Origin of the sequence: Blautia sp. Marseille-P3201T (assembly GCF_900120295.1) — a bacterium.
In the GTDB taxonomy this organism is placed as follows: Bacteria; Bacillota; Clostridia; order Lachnospirales; family Lachnospiraceae; genus Blautia.
The window spans coordinates 601,591-617,401 of sequence record NZ_LT635470.1 but is presented as its reverse complement, the minus strand read 5'-3'; the positions used below and the strand labels follow the sequence as shown (position 1 = coordinate 617,401).

At 37.5% G+C, this 15,811-nt stretch carries 20 protein-coding genes and 1 pseudogene; 12 read left to right on the top strand and 9 right to left on the bottom strand.

Going from position 1 to position 15,811, the window contains the following annotated elements:
* The first annotated feature begins 62 nt into the window (after positions 1-62).
* The 7 genes from BQ7352_RS11330 to BQ7352_RS11300 all read left to right on the top strand — a co-directional run bounded on the left by BQ7352_RS11330 (position 63) and on the right by BQ7352_RS11300 (position 5,458).
* Positions 63-782: a polyphosphate polymerase domain-containing protein gene (locus BQ7352_RS11330; RefSeq protein ID WP_072449332.1), complete on the top strand. Its 720-nt coding sequence runs from the start codon at positions 63-65 to the stop codon at positions 780-782.
* A 164-nt stretch (positions 783-946) separates the two neighbouring features.
* Entirely contained in the window at positions 947-1,513 is a 567-nt protein-coding gene (locus BQ7352_RS11325; protein WP_072449331.1) for a flavodoxin family protein, read from the top strand.
* Between the two features lie 151 nt (positions 1,514-1,664).
* Positions 1,665-2,042, top strand: coding sequence for a GntR family transcriptional regulator (locus BQ7352_RS11320; protein WP_072449330.1), 378 nt, complete (start codon positions 1,665-1,667; stop codon positions 2,040-2,042).
* Complete coding sequence (locus tag BQ7352_RS11315) at positions 2,042-2,893, top strand: ABC transporter ATP-binding protein (protein ID WP_072449329.1); 852 nt, start codon at positions 2,042-2,044, stop codon at positions 2,891-2,893. The genes BQ7352_RS11320 and BQ7352_RS11315 overlap by 1 nt, the downstream gene beginning before the upstream one ends.
* Positions 2,890-3,546 (top strand): ABC-2 transporter permease, encoded by a 657-nt coding sequence (locus BQ7352_RS11310; protein WP_072449328.1) that lies wholly within the window; start codon positions 2,890-2,892, stop codon positions 3,544-3,546. The genes BQ7352_RS11315 and BQ7352_RS11310 overlap by 4 nt, the downstream gene beginning before the upstream one ends.
* A gap of 95 nt (positions 3,547-3,641) precedes the next feature.
* Positions 3,642-4,088: a MarR family winged helix-turn-helix transcriptional regulator gene (locus tag BQ7352_RS11305; protein ID WP_242948577.1), complete on the top strand. Its 447-nt coding sequence runs from the start codon at positions 3,642-3,644 to the stop codon at positions 4,086-4,088.
* A gap of 5 nt (positions 4,089-4,093) precedes the next feature.
* Complete coding sequence (locus BQ7352_RS11300; RefSeq protein WP_072449327.1) at positions 4,094-5,458, top strand: MATE family efflux transporter; 1,365 nt, start codon at positions 4,094-4,096, stop codon at positions 5,456-5,458.
* Between the two features lie 217 nt (positions 5,459-5,675).
* Here BQ7352_RS11300 and tnpC read toward each other — a convergent pair whose 3' ends face one another.
* The 3 genes from tnpC to BQ7352_RS14560 form a co-directional block, all read right to left on the bottom strand.
* Positions 5,676-7,265: an IS66 family transposase gene (tnpC, locus tag BQ7352_RS11295; RefSeq protein ID WP_055154302.1), complete on the bottom strand. Its 1,590-nt coding sequence runs from the start codon at positions 7,263-7,265 to the stop codon at positions 5,676-5,678.
* Positions 7,266-7,545: 280 nt separating this feature from the next.
* Positions 7,546-7,908: an IS66 family insertion sequence element accessory protein TnpB gene (gene tnpB / locus BQ7352_RS11290; RefSeq protein WP_072449326.1), complete on the bottom strand. Its 363-nt coding sequence runs from the start codon at positions 7,906-7,908 to the stop codon at positions 7,546-7,548.
* A complete protein-coding gene (locus tag BQ7352_RS14560; protein WP_159430646.1) occupies positions 7,898-8,197 on the bottom strand; it encodes an IS66 family insertion sequence element accessory protein TnpB in 300 nt (99 codons plus the stop codon). Before BQ7352_RS14560 ends, tnpB (BQ7352_RS11290) begins: the two co-directional genes overlap by 11 nt.
* 252 nt (positions 8,198-8,449) lie before the next feature.
* On the opposite strand from BQ7352_RS14560, the gene BQ7352_RS11280 reads away from it, so the two are divergent.
* The 5 genes and pseudogenes from BQ7352_RS11280 to BQ7352_RS11260 all read left to right on the top strand — a co-directional run bounded on the left by BQ7352_RS11280 (position 8,450) and on the right by BQ7352_RS11260 (position 12,021).
* Positions 8,450-9,562 (top strand): aldo/keto reductase, encoded by a 1,113-nt coding sequence (locus tag BQ7352_RS11280; RefSeq protein ID WP_072449325.1) that lies wholly within the window; start codon positions 8,450-8,452, stop codon positions 9,560-9,562.
* Between the two features lie 493 nt (positions 9,563-10,055).
* The gene (locus BQ7352_RS11275) at positions 10,056-10,463 is read left to right on the top strand and encodes a hypothetical protein (RefSeq protein WP_072449324.1); all 408 of its coding nucleotides are present in this window, start codon (positions 10,056-10,058) and stop codon (positions 10,461-10,463) included.
* A gap of 205 nt (positions 10,464-10,668) precedes the next feature.
* Positions 10,669-11,448: a hypothetical protein gene (locus BQ7352_RS11270; RefSeq protein WP_072449323.1), complete on the top strand. Its 780-nt coding sequence runs from the start codon at positions 10,669-10,671 to the stop codon at positions 11,446-11,448.
* Positions 11,449-11,469: 21 nt separating this feature from the next.
* Positions 11,470-11,613: pseudogene (locus tag BQ7352_RS14450) on the top strand (DUF2992 family protein); the annotation flags it as partial.
* 12 nt (positions 11,614-11,625) lie between these two features.
* The gene (locus BQ7352_RS11260) at positions 11,626-12,021 is read left to right on the top strand and encodes a DUF6483 family protein (RefSeq protein WP_072449322.1); all 396 of its coding nucleotides are present in this window, start codon (positions 11,626-11,628) and stop codon (positions 12,019-12,021) included.
* An 89-nt stretch (positions 12,022-12,110) separates the two neighbouring features.
* Here BQ7352_RS11260 and BQ7352_RS11255 read toward each other — a convergent pair whose 3' ends face one another.
* The 6 genes from BQ7352_RS11255 to BQ7352_RS11230 all read right to left on the bottom strand — a co-directional run bounded on the left by BQ7352_RS11255 (position 12,111) and on the right by BQ7352_RS11230 (position 15,807).
* Positions 12,111-12,365: a hypothetical protein gene (locus tag BQ7352_RS11255; RefSeq protein ID WP_072449321.1), complete on the bottom strand. Its 255-nt coding sequence runs from the start codon at positions 12,363-12,365 to the stop codon at positions 12,111-12,113.
* On the bottom strand, positions 12,358-12,909 hold the full coding sequence (locus BQ7352_RS11250) for a DUF3990 domain-containing protein (protein WP_083429898.1): 552 nt from the start codon (positions 12,907-12,909) through the stop codon (positions 12,358-12,360). Before BQ7352_RS11250 ends, BQ7352_RS11255 begins: the two co-directional genes overlap by 8 nt.
* A 79-nt stretch (positions 12,910-12,988) precedes the next feature.
* A complete protein-coding gene (locus tag BQ7352_RS11245) occupies positions 12,989-14,605 on the bottom strand; it encodes an IS66-like element ISRgn2 family transposase (protein WP_072446722.1) in 1,617 nt (538 codons plus the stop codon).
* A gap of 151 nt (positions 14,606-14,756) precedes the next feature.
* The gene (gene tnpB / locus BQ7352_RS11240) at positions 14,757-15,101 is read right to left on the bottom strand and encodes an IS66 family insertion sequence element accessory protein TnpB (protein WP_003023173.1); all 345 of its coding nucleotides are present in this window, start codon (positions 15,099-15,101) and stop codon (positions 14,757-14,759) included.
* The gene (gene tnpA, locus BQ7352_RS11235; RefSeq protein WP_200791357.1) at positions 15,095-15,508 is read right to left on the bottom strand and encodes an IS66 family insertion sequence element accessory protein TnpA; all 414 of its coding nucleotides are present in this window, start codon (positions 15,506-15,508) and stop codon (positions 15,095-15,097) included. Before tnpA ends, tnpB (BQ7352_RS11240) begins: the two co-directional genes overlap by 7 nt.
* 110 nt (positions 15,509-15,618) lie before the next feature.
* Positions 15,619-15,807 carry a DUF3791 domain-containing protein gene (locus tag BQ7352_RS11230; RefSeq protein WP_072449320.1) on the bottom strand — a complete coding sequence of 63 codons (189 nt, stop codon included), beginning with the start codon at positions 15,805-15,807 and terminating at the stop codon, positions 15,619-15,621.
* Positions 15,808-15,811 lie beyond the last annotated feature (4 nt).

Below are 15,811 nucleotides of genomic sequence, written 5' to 3'. Positions count from 1 at the left end.
TTAATGTCTTATACTATGTCATGAAAAATAGAAAAACTTTTAAGGGAAACAGGAGGAATTTTATGGCATATCAAATGACATTTAAACGATATGAATTAAAGTATTTGTTGTCTGCACAGGAAAAAGAAAAAATTCTTCAAGGTATGGCAGCTTATATGGAATTAGATAAATACGGAAGGTGTACTATACGGAATATTTATTTGGATACAGAGAACTTTCGCTTAATCAGGCGCTCTTTAGAAAAACCTGTCTATAAAGAAAAACTTAGAATACGCAGTTATCGTCCCATAGGACCGGAAGACTTAGTTTTTGTAGAATTAAAAAAGAAATATAAATCCGTTGTGTATAAACGAAGACTGGTACTTTCTGAAAATGAAGTGATGAAAAGTTTTCAAGATGAAACGCCTTTGCCGGTAAAATCTCAAATAGGAGATGAAATTGAATATTTTCGAGAGTATTACGGACATTTACGTCCTTCTGTTTTTCTTTCATACGAAAGAGAAGCATATTATATGAAAGATGGTTCTGATTTTCGAGTTACTTTTGATGAAAATATTTTATATCGCAGAGAAGATTTTTCACTGGGAAGTTCTGTTTATGGAAATCCTTTATTAGAAGAAAATCAGACACTTATGGAAATTAAAACTTCAGGAGGTATTCCTCTTTGGATGAGTCAAATTCTTACACAAGAACATATTTTTAAGACATCATTTTCAAAGTACGGTTTGGCATATAAAGATATTGCAGCAGGGCATTTACAGAGAGGAAAACAATATGCTTAATATTTTTCTTTCATAGGAAATTGCGTCCTATACAATAAAAACATTTTGCGAGGATCGTACTGCGTCGGACAGTTTTAATGCAGATATAACACAGATTAATATAGCAATGAAAACTGATTTGAAGTATAATAAGAACAGAAAGAGGAAAGGAAGGGAATAATAGAATGAAAGTATTATTATTAAACGGAAGTCCCAGAAAAGAAGGCTGTACTTTTACTGCGTTAAATCAGATTGCAAAATCGTTAAATAAGCAGGGAATAGAAACAGAAATTTTTCAAGCCGGCAATGCTGATATGGAAAATGTAAAAGAAGCTGCAAAGAAACTGGAAGCAGCAGATGGATTGATTGTAGGTTCTCCTGTATATTGGGCATCTCCTACAGGGCAGATTATAGAATTCATGGATAAGCTGTCTTCTCTGGCAGGAAAGCACATGCTTTATAAACCGGCAGCAGCCATTGCGTCAGCAAGACGTGCCGGAACAACTGCAACTTTAGAGGTTCTTACGAAATATTTCCAGTTTTTCCAGATGCCTGTAATTTCATCTAATTACTGGAATATGGTTCATGGAAATACACCGGAAGAAGTTATGCAGGATGAAGAAGGCCTTCAGATTATGAGAACTTTAGGTACAAACATGGCATGGGTTTTAAAATGTCTGGAAGCAGGGAAAAATGCGGGTATTGAGAAACCGGAACCAGAAGAGAAAATAAAAACTAATTTTATCAGATAAAAACAGAAGAAGAGCTGCTGTATGGAAAAAAGTACGGCAGCTCTTCTTCTGTTTTTAACATTGAAAGATATAAAGTTTTATATATAACAGTATATAACAGTTGACAAACAGTTATATATTGTTATATACTGTTTGTGACAGGAGGGAAACAATGAAGATTATAATCAATAATTCATCGATGGTACCGATTTATGAACAGCTCATGGAACAAATAAAAACACTGATTTTAAATGAAGAATTAAAGGAAGATGAAATTCTGCCTTCTGTGCGTTCTTTAGCAAAAGAATTAAAAATAAGTGCTCTTACTGTAAAAAAAGCTTATGACAATCTGGAACAGGAGGGTTTTACTGTTACAGTCCATGGAAAAGGCACTTATGTAGCAGCAGGAAATACTGCTGCCAAGGCAGAAGAAAGAAGACGGGAGTTGGAGACGGATTTGGAAAATATTATTCAAAAAGGGAAGAGATATGGTATTTCCAATGAGGATATCCGCGCTATGTTTGAAATGATTATGGAGGATGAAGAATAATGTTGAAAATTAAAGATTTTAAGAAGTCCTACGATTTATTTCATTTGGATGTATCTTTTGAAATCCCCAGAGGCTGTATTACAGGGCTTATAGGAGCAAATGGTGCAGGAAAAAGTACTATTTTTAAGGGAATATTAAATTTGATTTCCGTTGATGGTGGAACAATAGAAATTTTCGGAAAGGATTATAAAACACTTTCCAATCAAGATAAGGAAAAATTGGGAATTGTATTGGCTGAGTCAGGATTTAGCGGTTATCTGACTGTTCAGGATGTGATAAAAATATTGGAAAATATGTATGCACAATTTGATAAAGCTATGTTTTTGGATTACTGTGAACGTTATCATTTACCTTTAAAGAAACAGATCAAAGAGTTTTCCACAGGAATGAAAGCAAAACTGAAAATTTTGGCAGCAATTTCTCATAAAGCAGAATTTTTGCTTTTAGATGAGCCGACGACAGGTCTCGATGTTCTGGCAAGAGAGGATTTGCTTTCTATGCTTCGAGAATACATGGAGGAAAATGAGAACAGAACTATTTTAATCAGCTCTCATATTTCAACAGATTTGGAAGGCTTGTGTGATGATTTGTATATGATTGATAAGGGAATGGTGGTACTTCACGAGGAAATAGATACTTTACTTGGGCAGTATGGATTATTGAAAGTTTCTTTTGATCAGTATGATAATCTGGATAAGAATTATTTACTGAGAAAGAAGAAGGAGAACTGGGGATATTCCTGTTTGACAAATCAAAAACAGTTTTATTTAGAAAATTATCCTTCTTATACAATGGAAAAAGGAAACATAGATGAGGTAATTACCTTAATGATTAAGGGGGAAAGAGTATGAAAGGGTTATTTATAAAAGATATTGCTTTAATGAAAAATAATAAAAGGATTTTGAGTATTATCTTTTTTACTGTAATATTTTTAATGATAACGGGAATAAACAGTAGTTTTTTAATGGGATATATACCATTTATCTGCTGCACTTTGACTATGGGAACGATTAGCTATGACGAATATGAAAATGGGCTGCCTTTTCTCCTGACATTACCGATTTCCCGCAAGGAGTATGTAAAGGAAAAATATTTTCTGGGATTTTTTACAGGAGGAATAGGATTTCTTTTAAGCGCAGCAGCGGCTACTATATTGCAATGGATAAAAACGCCGGAAATGGATATTTTTCAATGGCTTCTATTTTGCGGATATTTTCTGATATTTTTAGCAATTTTTTTGGCATTAATGATTCCTATTCAGATAAAATATGGAAGTGATAAAGGAAAAATTGTTTTTCTGGGCATTTTTTTAAGTATTATTGCTTTGTGTTATCTTGCAACACAAATGTTCCAAAGGCTTTCCTTTGATTTCAGAGGGATAAAATGGTTTTTGGCAGGCGTTTCAGACTGGCAGATTTTAGTATTGAGTATGGGATTAGCAGTTGTTATTTTGGGTATTTCTCATTTTTTCAGTATTCGTATTATAGAAAAGAAAGAATTTTAGACATTGACATTTTTTATTTTGAGGCTATAATAGTTTTAGATAAAACAGTTTTATTTAGAACTATTATAGCTGTTTTTTATGGAAGGAGTGTGAGCATGTATATGAAAAATGCATCGGACATGTTATTGCTGGTTCGTTATATGATGAAACTGTATGAAAAGCATTTGGAAAATGTGCAGATGAAATATCAGCTTTCGCATATAGAAATTGCGATTATTGGATTTTTATATAATAATCCTGAGAAAGATACAGCAGCGGATATTGTAGAACGGCGTATGCTGCCTAAGGGAAATGTGTCAGCCGGTGTAGAAATGCTTGTACAAAAAGAACTTTTGATACGCAGACAAGACCAGGCGGACAGAAGGAAAATTCATTTATCTCTTCTTGAAAAAACATTTCCTATTGTACAGGAAATTGAAAAAATTAATCAGGATTTTAGAGAGCAAATTTTTAAAAAGTTTTCAGAAGAAGAATTAAAAAAATATGAGGCTATGAATGAATTAATTTTACAAAATTTAAAAGAAGTTTTAGAAAGGAAATGAGAACTATGACAAATGACAAAAATTTTTTAGGGAAGGAGCCAATAGGAAAGCTATTATTAAAACTGGCACTTCCTACAGTAACCGCACAGATTATCAATATGCTCTATAATATTGTAGACCGTATTTATATTGGACATATTCCCAAGGTGGGTGCTATGGCGCTTACAGGAGTGGGCGTGTGTATGCCTCTGATTTTGATTGTAGCGGCATTTGCAGCATTAGTGGGAAATGGCGGAGCACCGAGAGCTTCCATCTTTATGGGAAAAGGCGATACAAAATCAGCAGAAAAAACATTGGGTAACTGCTTTTCCCTGCAAATTATTATTTCAATTATACTGACGATTGTTTTATTAATTTGGAACAGAGACTTCCTTTTAGCTTTTGGCGCCAGTGAAAATACGATTGAATATGGTGTAAGCTATATGAATATTTATGCTTTAGGAACGATTTTTGTTCAGCTTACTTTAGGATTAAATGCGTTTATTACTGCACAGGGATTTGCTAAAACAGGTATGTTATCTGTATTAATCGGGGCTGTTGCAAATATTGTACTGGATCCAATTCTCATTTTCGGATTTGATATGGGAGTACGCGGGGCAGCTTTGGCAACAATTATTTCTCAGGCACTTTCTTGTATCTGGGTAGTATCATTCCTCTTTGGAAAGAAAACTTTCTTAAGAATTAAAAAGGAAAATTTGAAATTGAAATCTGCATACATTCTTCCGAGTTTAGCACTGGGATCTTCTGTTTTTATTATGCAGGCAAGTGAAAGTATTATTTCTGTATGTTTCAATTCTTCTTTGCTGAAATATGGAGGAGACATTGCGGTAGGTGCAATGACTATTCTTACCAGTGTTATGCAGTTTGCTATGCTTCCTCTGCAGGGATTGGGACAGGGCGCACAGCCGATTATCAGTTATAATTATGGTGCACGCAATGTCAAACGTGTAAAAAAGGCCTTTTGGCTGTTGTTAAAAGTAAGTATGGCTTATGCTGTTTTGTTATGGAGCGGTGTCATGCTGTTTCCACAGGGGTTTGCAGGAATGTTTACTTCAGATGCAGCATTGCTGTTATTTACTAAAGATGCACTGAGAATTTATGTGGCAGCGTTATTTATTTTCGGAATTCAGATGGCATGTCAGATGACTTTTATGTCTATTGGAAATGCAAAGGCCTCTATTATTGTAGCAGTTATGCGTAAATTTATTCTTTTAATTCCGCTGATTTATGTGATGCCTGCGATTTTAAAACAGAACCAGACTATGGCAGTTTATATGGCAGAACCGGTAGCGGACATAATTGCCGTAACCTTTACTGCAATTTTATTTGCAGTTCAGTTTAAAAAAGCTATGCAAGAAATTTCAAAATAGTAAAAAGAAAGGCAGAGGAGTATAGAGAAGTCTATGCTGTTCTGCCTAAATTAATTTAGTAGATAGTTTCTGCTCCATCAGATTTTTCTATAAAATAGTGAAATTACTCTGGAAGAACTAGCAAAATAGTCTTATACTTTAATAAAAAAGGGTAAGCGCACCATAGCCGGTACTGCTAATTGATTAGCCGCTCCAAAAGAGCGGCATTATTTTTAGTCTATTTTCTGCATTCCACTGGCAGTTTAGCTGACCAAGGGAGCAAATCTTCACAGAAACTTGTATCATGATCATCCATGTGTTTTGGAATCTCCGTCAAAAGATATTCGAAATAATTGTAAGGCTTTAAATGATTAGCCTTTGCAGTTTCAGCAATGCTATAAATAATTGCGCTGGCTTCTGCTCCTGCAATGGTATCAATCATCACCCAGTTTTTCTTCCCTACACAGAATGGTCGAATCGCCTGTTCCGCAGCATTATTGTCAATTGGAACTTCCCCATCTTCCAGAAAAGTTCTCAAATATTTTTCTTGATTTATGGAATAAGTAAATCCATTTGCAGTTTTACTTTTCGGTGGAACAGACATGAGATTCTGTTTTACCCATGCAAAATAAGCATCAACTAATGGTTTCACAGTCAGTTGACGATGTTTCAGGCGTTCTTCAGAATCCATCTTCTCAAGTTTGTTTTCCTCACGATAAATCGCTTGGATCTGCTTCAATGCCAGATATGCCAAAGACATTTTTCGATTCGCCTTTGGAAGGGCTTTAACAGCTTCATCATACCTCCGTCTCGAATGAGCCCAGCATCCAGCTATTTTCAGGTCTTCACGCTCTTTTTCAATCGTATGGTAGACCTGATATCCATCCGTCAGACAGACTCCTTGAAAATCTTTCAGGAACTTCCTTGGATGACTTGCATTACGAGAGGGCTGATATTCGTACAGGACAATCTGGTTGTTCAGATACATTTTTCCTGTTCGGTACACCCACATATAATGCTTGTTTCCGGTTGTGCGGTTTTCCTTTGAAACGAGAACCGGAGTTTCATCTGCTTGAAGCACATGATAATCATATAGTTTTTCATGCAGATAATCATAAAAGATAGAGAGATATCTCTCTGCACATAGAATTGTCCAATGAGCCATATCCGCACGATCAATATTAAGACCCAATCGCTGGAATTCCTGTTCCTGACGATAGAGCGGTGCCGCGTTCACATATTTCGCATTCCAAATACCAGCAAGTAAAGATGGTGAAACAAGACTATTTCTCAGTAAATAAGCAGGATGATCCGCCTTTTTAAAACGGTTCTCCTTTTTGGACTTATACACAGCGACATGATGTTCCTCGATTTCAACCTTCATTGGTGTGAAACGATAACGATGATATATTTCATCCTCCAACTGATACCAGCCATCCTCACCAAATTCAGCTGCTAATTCTTCCTCTGTCATTTTGTGTTCAACTGGAATGATGGGAAGATCTTTGATATCAGCAGCTCGTTTTCCCTTTACTTTTTTACCTCTTGGTTTTACAGATTCTTCTGTCTCATCAAGAGCAGCAACTGCTTCTGCTTCATTAAAATAAATGATATTACCATCAACTTCTAAGAAGCAGATTTGGTTATCTACTTCCAGTTTCTCAGATGATTTCCCAAAGCGATTATTGTTCATTACAGCAATCTGTTCCAATAACAACTGCAGTTTCTGATCAATATCTTTCAGCTGTGATTGTTGTGCCAAAAACAGCTGGATCACTGTTGTTTTATCAAAATTATTCAGTTGTTCTTCTGTATATTCTATCGCCATAATGTACCTCTTTTCTGAGGTCTATTATAACAGATACGAGCAAAAATTGCGAATGCCACTCTGTTTTGAATTCGGCATATTGCCTATAATTCTAAGTTCCTACAAAGAAAGTGCAGACCTCAAAAAACAACGCTTTTTTTGAAATGATTGAAACAAATTACAACTGCGTAAAAGCGGAATAACGCAGAAATAACGTATGATAACAGACGGACAAGCAAGTATTATTCTCATATCGCAAGGTAGAATTTAAGTTTTTAAATTTCTACCTTTTGCACAAACATCATGCCATATGTTCCGGTGACTGGATCTCCTGAACGGTTTTCTTTGGAGAAATCGTAAGCCCTTCCATAAGCCAACGGAACTGCTGACTGGTAAGTGCTCGTACATCAGATTCTTTTCTTGGCCACATAAAGTTTCCTTTTTCCAGACGTTTATATAACAATAGAAAACCGTCCTTTTCCCAGACGAGCCCTTTGATCCGGTCTGTTTTACGACCACAGAAAAGATATAAAGTATCAGGAACATAAGGTTTGCATCCCATTTTTGATTCTATAATAGAAGCCAACGAATCCAAACCAAATCGTAAATCCGTATAGCCACAGACAATATAAACCTGTTTGAAACAAGTGGCATCATTCAACATGAGCAAGCACTCCCAAAACTTTTGCAATAAGTGAATCTGATGTTTTCTCTGTAATTCGAAACGATATTCCATGTGAAGATACGTCAATAAAAGATTCCTCACATATTTGTGGCGTTTCTTTAAGAGAATAATTATCTGATGCCACTAGATTCATTGGAACTGGAACAATTGATTGTTCCGCACCTTCCTCCGGAAATGAATCTAAACAAGCTTTACGAACCTGAGCCATCCGATAATAATAGTTAGCTGTCGTAATGGAATTCATTTGGCACCATTCACTGACAGACATTCCAACGGGTCTGTTGTTGCATTCTTGGAGCATTTGTGCCCACTCTTGTAAACGATAACGACGTGCAACTATAGACGTTTGAGTTTTTATAACAGTCACCTCCTACAGGTCAAAAATATTTAGGCTAAACATTTTTGACTAAACTTTTTTGACAAGTATTAATTGTTGAGGTAATTATCTCAAATTACTATAATAATGTCTATATATGCACTATGGTGCGCTTACAAAAAAGGTGTAGAAAGAGGAAAAAGAATGCAGTATAAAACATTTAAAGATGAAATTAAATTATCCAGACTTGGTATGGGAGTGATGCGTCTTCCAATATCAAATGGAAATGATGCAGAGATTGATTACGAGAAAGCAGAGAAGCTTATTGCTCACTGTATGGAGCAAGGTGTGAATTATTATGATACAGTCTACATCTATCATGGGGGCAAGTCTGAAGAATTTCTGGGGAAGGCTTTGGAAAAATATCCACGAGATAGTTTTTATGTGGCAGATAAGTATAATTTTCAGGCGCAGCCTGATTATGGCAAACAGTTTCGGGAACAGCTTGCAAGGCTTAATATGGATAGAATTGATTTTTATCTGCTTCATGGAATTCAGGATACTTTTGCAGAACAAATGATTGGAAACGGCTGTATTTCTTATTTCGACCAGATGAAAAAGGAAGGGAAAATTAAATATTTGGGATTTTCTTTTCACGGAACAGCAAAGCTTTTGAAAGAGCTTTTAAAACTGTATCCTTGGGATTTTATACAAATTCAGTTGAATTATTATGATTGGTATTTTACAGATGCCAAGGAGCTGTATGAAATTTTAACGCAGGCTCAAATTCCGATTATGGTAATGGAGCCTGTTCATGGAGGACTTTTGGCAAATCTTACAGAGGAAGCAGCGGATAAATTAAAATCAATGGATACAGACCGTTCTTTGGCATCATGGGCTATGCGATGGGTAATGGAACTGGAAAATGTACAGGTGGTTTTAAGCGGAATGTCTGATGACAGTCAGGTTTATGATAATATTCAAACATTTTCAGAGGCAGTTTCATTAACTGCAGAAGAACAAGAGCAGATTAAAGAGGCAGCAGAACTGCAGAAGGCTACTATTACAGTTCCGTGTACAGAATGTAGATATTGCACACCGAATTGTCCGCAGGGACTGGATATTCCGTTTTTGCTGAAACATTATAATACAGCGAAAGTAGGCGGAGCATGGAGAATTCGTGATTTGAAACAGATGCCGGAAGAAAAGAGTCCGTCTGCTTGTATTGCATGTAAAGTCTGTACAGAGTATTGTCCGCAGGGATTTGAAATTCCGAAGTACATAAAAGAGTTGGAGGAAATGTTGAATAATTTGTAAAAGCTGTGTATTATCGGTGGGTTGACACCTAAAATCTGATATGTTTTCCGAATGAAGGTGTCGGAGGTTGGCAGATAACAGAAAAATCAACCATGAAAAGGGAATGTTTCATGCTGCGGCATGAACATTCCCTTTTCTAAATATTACAGGATAAAGATTTTGATTTTTAAAAAATATGAGTGAGCAGCGTAATATTTTAGGTAATTCCCGTGTCTAAGAAGTGAAAGGAGGGAACGGAGATGCCGGCAGAACAGGTAATAGAAAGATTGATTATTGAATATGACGATGCAATTCTGCGAATGTGCCATTTTTGTGACTGACGGTGTCCGATATACTTTGTGCGGAAGAACTTCTATGGAGACGATAAAAGAGATTGTGGATAGTATGGAGTATTAAGATTAAAAAACTATATACAAAAAATATTTCATAATATATAATTCCATTATACACTATGAACAAAGAGTTAGAGGAAGGACATATCCGAGGCAAATCCATGGATTTTAAAACACAATTACAGGAGGCATTTGAAGAAGGAAAAAAGAAGTATCCCGATACGAAAACCTTTGTTAAAAGCCTTGCCAAAAATGCACAAGAATTTAAAAACATGGTAGTGAGAAAACTTCCACTAAATGAGAAGAAACGATATTATTATGAACATGTGGGAAATATGAAATTGCTGAAGACTTGGAAAATTGCGGTTGCAAAGAAAAACGGATTTATCAGGTTTTATGATAGGGCGGTAGAATTTGAGGTTCATAATGAAAGGATAAAAACAATCTGGGTAAAAGGGCAGGGAAAGACAAAAAATATTCTGGTGGAAATTTGTCCATTTTTATACATGACAGAATTAATTCCTCAGGAATATGGATTTTTAGATGAAAGTGGGAATGAAATAACATGATACATTATATAAATTTTTTCTTTGATTATATAGAATATGATGAGAATTATTATCAGGCAGAATTTTCTTCTCCGGATGTAGATGTTCATTGATAGGACCTATTCCTATCTGGGAAATTTTACGTTGAAACAAAAAAGGATTAAAAAAATGCGTGAGGTTTTACGAATTTGTGTCAGGGTAGAGTAAAAGAAAAGGAGGAAATAGCATGGAACTGAAAAAGATATGGATGTCCCCGGAGACAAGGAAAAAAAGCCACTATGGATATCGGACGGTGGGGGGAATATTGGGAATTGTACTTTTAATGACAGCTTTGCTTTTGACAGGAGCATTTTTGTCCCTTTCTTTAGGATTGCCGCAGCAAAGCTCTTCTATGATTTTGGCGCTTTTGACTAGTGCACTTGGAATTGTACTGGCTGTAAGACTGGGGCAGCGGGGAATGCAGGATGCCATGATTTTTTTTCTTACAGAAAATGACCGTTTATGGATTATGGATGCCCGCAGCATATCTAATTATGGATATGGATTTTTAGGCTTTGAAGTTGGTGCGATGGAGACGCAGGCGTTTTTGCGTATGCAGGGCAAAAAGCCATATCTTCCCCAAGGTGCAGATGAAATTCTGAAGGTATGGAACATTAAAGAAAACAACAGTCATTATGCTATCCGATGCCAGTCGCGCCATCCAAATAAGCGTGTGACCCGGCATACATATTTTCTGGTTAAGGGACTTCAGGATGAAGAAATGTTATTGCGGGAGTTCGAGCGAAGGAAAACCTGGGAGAACACACTGGAGCCGGCTGAAAATCGAAATATACTGTATATCCTGCTAAGCGGACTGGCCTTTGCGGTTTGTGTCACCATATGTGTCATGAGTCACCCGGCTGTTGCCAGAATGCCTGGAGAGATTTATTTTCCCTGTATGGGAGCTTCTCTGATAGCGTTTTGGTTTTTACTTTACTTTATTATCCGTCAACACCGGGGGGAATAAGCGAGTTAGCTTTCCGCTTCTAAAGTGACATTCGGGACAGAACCGAAGGAGTATGAAGTTAATGAATTTGTTGTAAAATACTATGATAGCTTACGCTTTAGTCCGGCAGTGGAGGATGCTATAAAAGAAAAAAGAGAAACACAGGGGATGTTAGGAAATTGTTAAAGGAGGTGTCACATGAATTTCACAGACGAAAAAGACTATCTTATGCGTATGATTAAGGAAATGGTAAGCGTTTTGTTTTCTTTAATGTTGGGGAAGAAATATACTTCTGTTGAATTAGAAAATGAAGACAAGTTTCAGGTATCAGGGAGACCACTAAAAGATTTTAAAGCTATGATTGACAGGGGACAGATTAATGAAGCGGAGAATATTCTTTTAGATGAAATGGATTATACTAATCAAGATGATGTGATAACGGCTGCACTTTTTTATCAGTATTTATCTGAGAAAGAAGAAAGTTTTTTGCAGGAACATCAATATTCAAAAGAGGAGATACTTTTTGGGGCAAAAGATTTATTAGAGAAATCAGGATATCATGATTTACTTGAGATTTTGCAGGAAAAAATATAGTTTATCAGTTATCAAAAAGAAGCTGTTACAGTTAAAGGCATATCAATGTTTCTGAAAAATGCTAAATGTGACAACTTCTTTTTGTATATTTAAGGACGCTGCTTAGAATTTAAAATTTCCTGTTCTTCAAAGTAGCAATCTGCAATATAACCGGCAGACTCTGCCCAAAGTGTATTTTCAGTGTTTTGCAAAGCTTTGTAAGTCTTAGAGTGGTAAAAAGCTACGGTGGCTTCAGGAAAATTCATACCTGTTGTTTCTTGGATAATGTCTATAACATCTCGAATTTGTATACATAAATTCATAGTAATGTCTTTTCCATTGAAAAAATATTTATTACTAATCATGAGCAATCTCCTTTCGATATTCAAAATGTAGATATTCTAAAGCACGTGGTGTGTGGAAAGACACTTGATTGTTAATTTTATTATAACGAAGTCTGTCTACTGCTTCATGTGATTTTAAAATACCTGACATATAAAGTTGAACGGTTTCCATTGTGTTATCATCGGCCACAGGACCTATGACTATATCATAATTATGTTGGATGCCACCATGTAATCGATTGTTTTTGATAAATTCTAACCATTCTGCATCAAGAGTATTAAAATGTTTGATATTCAATGAATTAGAAGGATGAAAAATGTATTGATATACGTATTCGCTGCCAGAAAAAGTTCGCATATATAAACGATGTGCCCATTCTTTAGCTTGAGTTTCTAGTACAGTACAATAAAATCCACGACCGAAGTCTCGTCGATTGCGGGATTTTGCTAAATCAATAGTATCAAAGGCAATATTGGAACCATGGTATAGGACTAAGATAGAATTCCCTTCCTTAATTGTTTCTTCGACAAAAGATAGAGTTTCACTGATATCAAGCTGATGCAACGTAAGCGCAAAATATTGCTACGCTGCCCATGAATCACGCTTGCACCAAAATGATAGATGCAAGCGTTTTACTCTATGTTTAGTTTTGACAGTTCGCTTTCGCAGTCTCGCTCCATGGGGCAAGCTGTTCCAGCTGTTCATCTGACATTTTAGCGTCTGGCCGCTGTGATAAGAGGTATGTCAGATATTTGTAGGTATTCAGGTCATTCGCTTTTGCCATCTCAACCATTGTATACACAATAGCGCTAGAGGCAGCTCCCTTCGGACTGGCACTGAACAGCCAGTTTTTCCGGCCAACAGTGAATGGTCTGATTGCATTCTCGCTAAGATTATTGGATAAACTGCAATGACCGTCTTCCAGATAGGTCATCAGGGTGTCTTTCCGATTTTGGGCATAGTTCACCGCTTTCGCCAAACGGGTTCCCTTATTTGGACGCTGTTGATCCAGCCAATTCCAGAATGCCTCCAGTATCGGCTTCTCCTTTTCAAGACGGAACTGTTTTCTCTGCTCCGCAGTATGATTTTTTGCTTTTGAGTACCGCTCACAATCAAACAGCTTGGAGCAGAATTGTACTCCCTGCACTGCCGGAAGGCTGTAATCATACTCTTTCCCTTTCGGTATGGCATCTGTGAAATAACGTCTCACATGTGCCCAGCAAGAGCAGCGTTTGATATCCGGCAGATCGTTATAACCCTGGTATCCATCGGTCTCCAGATATCCACGGAACCCCTGCAGGAAAGATGCTGCATGGAACTTTGCCCTTGTCTCTGTGTAATGATAGAGCAGGATCGGCGGAAGTCCATCTTCTCCACTGCGGAAGAGCCACATCCAGGAATCTGTTTCAGGATTGCGCTCCGGCTCATTCAGTACCTGAACCCGGGTTTCATCTGCCATCAGATATTTACGCATCCGTAACTGACGGTGAAAATAATCATAAACATGACAGAGGTAATTCTCGGCACAGTAAATGATCCAGTTAGCAAGCGTAGCCCGGCTTAATGGGACACCCAGCTGCTTCCATTCCGATTCCTGCCGGTTTAATGGCAGACCATTCTGGTACTTCTGGTGCATTGCCCATCCTACAACGGATTCCGATGCATAACTTTCTGGGATCAATGGTTCCTGAACAGGCGCTTTGACAAATGTCTGATCATCCGGGTGTTCCTCTGATATGGCACACTCCGGGCATTTATAGGTTTCACGATAGATATTTACTACTTTCCCTTTGGCAGGGGTAAACCGGAATTCATGGCGGACGAATTCTTTCCCAATACATTCCATCTGTGTTCCGCAGGTTGGACAGTTTCGCTCCTCCTCCGGAAGAGAAATGATCTCGTCGCAGGAAGGGACATTTTTAAAGAGATCTGCATGTGTCCGTCGTGCTTTTCGCTTATGTTCCGGAACAGTGATGTCATCAGGAAGTTCCTGTTTCCATGTCGGATCTGCCTCCTGCTCGGCTTCATCAAAAAGATTCAGCTGACCATCGATATCTTTCCGTTTTTCACTGGAAGTACCAAAGAGTTTCTTCGTGAGATATTCAATCTGCTGACGAAGGTTTTCTTTTTCCAGACGGTCTGCTTCCAATGTTTTTTGTAAAGACTGGATCAGTTCTGTCTGTGCGGAAATCGTCTTATTCAGTTGGTTGATCATGTCCTTGTACGCAAGGATTTTTGAATCTTTTGAATTATCGGCCATATGTCTTCTGCTCCTTTTTCATTGCTCTTATTATACCATAAAAAGCAATGAAAAAGAAGCAGAAAATCCAGTATTTACAAGGGATTGCAGACATGATACAGGGTGTAGAAAGCTCTCCATTTTTGTTGGTTGGCATAGAGTTTTTACACGATCATTGCGTAGGTTTGAATGCCTTTGGCTGTTCGATTTCAAGACCGGACATGAGCCAGTCGAATTGCTGCCAGGTCAGTTGCTTTACTTCCAGCTGATTTCTGGGCCAGCGGAACCTGCCCTGGACTTCCATGCGTTTATACAGCAGCACAAATCCGTCAGACTCCCAGAGCAAAGCTTTGATCCTGTCACAACGTTTTCCACAGAAAAGATACAGGGCGCTTCGCCTTGGATCCATATGGAGTTGTTCTTCTACAATAGCACACAGCCCGTCAATGGATTTCCGCATATCCGTTCTGCCTGTTACGATATAGATTTCATCGGCGGCTGTGATATCCCCTAACATTCCAACTCCTTCACAATGCGGAGCGTTTGAGCCAGAAGCTGAGGATCTGTTCCATTTGGTATTGTTAGATGGAAGCTTCCTACAGACAGCTTCATTGGCTCTGCTACGGAAAGGTTATTTCTTTCCGTAGCTACCGGAATCACATTGAATGGCTGTTCATATGGGAGCGGGTCAGTATCATGAAAATCCACTCTGACAACTTCCTGGCTTTCCGGTGCACGATAGCTGCGTCCGGTTGACGCTGGCAAATCCACACAACCTTTCTGACGCAGCCTTTTTACCCAGTTGTAAAAAGTCCCCGGTTTGATGTCGTGTTCCACACACCATTGATGATCTGTCAATCCACTTTGACGGCATTCCATGATGAGACGGTATTGTTCTTTGGCAGGTATTCTTTTGCTTCTCATGAGCACACCTCCATAAATCGGATAGAGTAAAATGCTCGCATCTATCATTTCTGGCAAGAGAAGATAAAGTGAAATGCTTGCATTTTCTAATGATTATTATGGATTCATTTTTAGGGCAACACAATCCGTCGAATTATTTTGCGCTTACGATGCAACATTTCATACTGTAAAAGAATTTTTTCAAAGATTTGATATTTGTAAAACAAATCTACTGCGTCATTTTCTGATAGATTGTGTATTTTTGCATAATTTTCTAAAGCTTGAATAGATAAAGACTCTACATCTGATTGTATGCTCATTTTT

Bases quoted from the DNA above. Each gene is read 5' to 3' on its own strand.
- BQ7352_RS11305 (WP_242948577.1), top strand. From the start codon at position 3,642: ATGTATATGAAAAATGCATCGGACATGTTATTGCTGGTTCGTTATATG.
- BQ7352_RS11325 (WP_072449331.1), top strand. From the start codon at position 947: ATGAAAGTATTATTATTAAACGGAAGTCCCAGAAAAGAAGGCTGTACT.
- BQ7352_RS11230 (WP_072449320.1), bottom strand. From the start codon at position 15,807: ATGAGCATACAATCAGATGTAGAGTCTTTATCTATTCAAGCTTTAGAA.
- BQ7352_RS14560 (WP_159430646.1), bottom strand. From the start codon at position 8,197: ATGTCTGTCAGTGAATGGTGCCAAATGAATTCCATTACGACAGCTAAC.
- BQ7352_RS11310 (WP_072449328.1), top strand. From the start codon at position 2,890: ATGAAAGGGTTATTTATAAAAGATATTGCTTTAATGAAAAATAATAAA.
- BQ7352_RS11260 (WP_072449322.1), top strand. From the start codon at position 11,626: ATGAATTTCACAGACGAAAAAGACTATCTTATGCGTATGATTAAGGAA.
- BQ7352_RS11255 (WP_072449321.1), bottom strand. From the start codon at position 12,365: ATGATTAGTAATAAATATTTTTTCAATGGAAAAGACATTACTATGAAT.
- BQ7352_RS11320 (WP_072449330.1), top strand. From the start codon at position 1,665: ATGAAGATTATAATCAATAATTCATCGATGGTACCGATTTATGAACAG.
- tnpC (WP_055154302.1), bottom strand. From the start codon at position 7,265: ATGGCGATAGAATATACAGAAGAACAACTGAATAATTTTGATAAAACA.
- tnpB (WP_003023173.1), bottom strand. From the start codon at position 15,101: ATGTTAGGGGATATCACAGCCGCCGATGAAATCTATATCGTAACAGGC.
- BQ7352_RS11280 (WP_072449325.1), top strand. From the start codon at position 8,450: ATGCAGTATAAAACATTTAAAGATGAAATTAAATTATCCAGACTTGGT.
- tnpB (WP_072449326.1), bottom strand. From the start codon at position 7,908: ATGTTGAATGATGCCACTTGTTTCAAACAGGTTTATATTGTCTGTGGC.
- BQ7352_RS11275 (WP_072449324.1), top strand. From the start codon at position 10,056: ATGGATTTTAAAACACAATTACAGGAGGCATTTGAAGAAGGAAAAAAG.
- BQ7352_RS11245 (WP_072446722.1), bottom strand. From the start codon at position 14,605: ATGGCCGATAATTCAAAAGATTCAAAAATCCTTGCGTACAAGGACATG.
- BQ7352_RS11300 (WP_072449327.1), top strand. From the start codon at position 4,094: ATGACAAATGACAAAAATTTTTTAGGGAAGGAGCCAATAGGAAAGCTA.
- BQ7352_RS11315 (WP_072449329.1), top strand. From the start codon at position 2,042: ATGTTGAAAATTAAAGATTTTAAGAAGTCCTACGATTTATTTCATTTG.
- BQ7352_RS11330 (WP_072449332.1), top strand. From the start codon at position 63: ATGGCATATCAAATGACATTTAAACGATATGAATTAAAGTATTTGTTG.
- BQ7352_RS11270 (WP_072449323.1), top strand. From the start codon at position 10,669: ATGGAACTGAAAAAGATATGGATGTCCCCGGAGACAAGGAAAAAAAGC.
- tnpA (WP_200791357.1), bottom strand. From the start codon at position 15,508: ATGAGAAGCAAAAGAATACCTGCCAAAGAACAATACCGTCTCATCATG.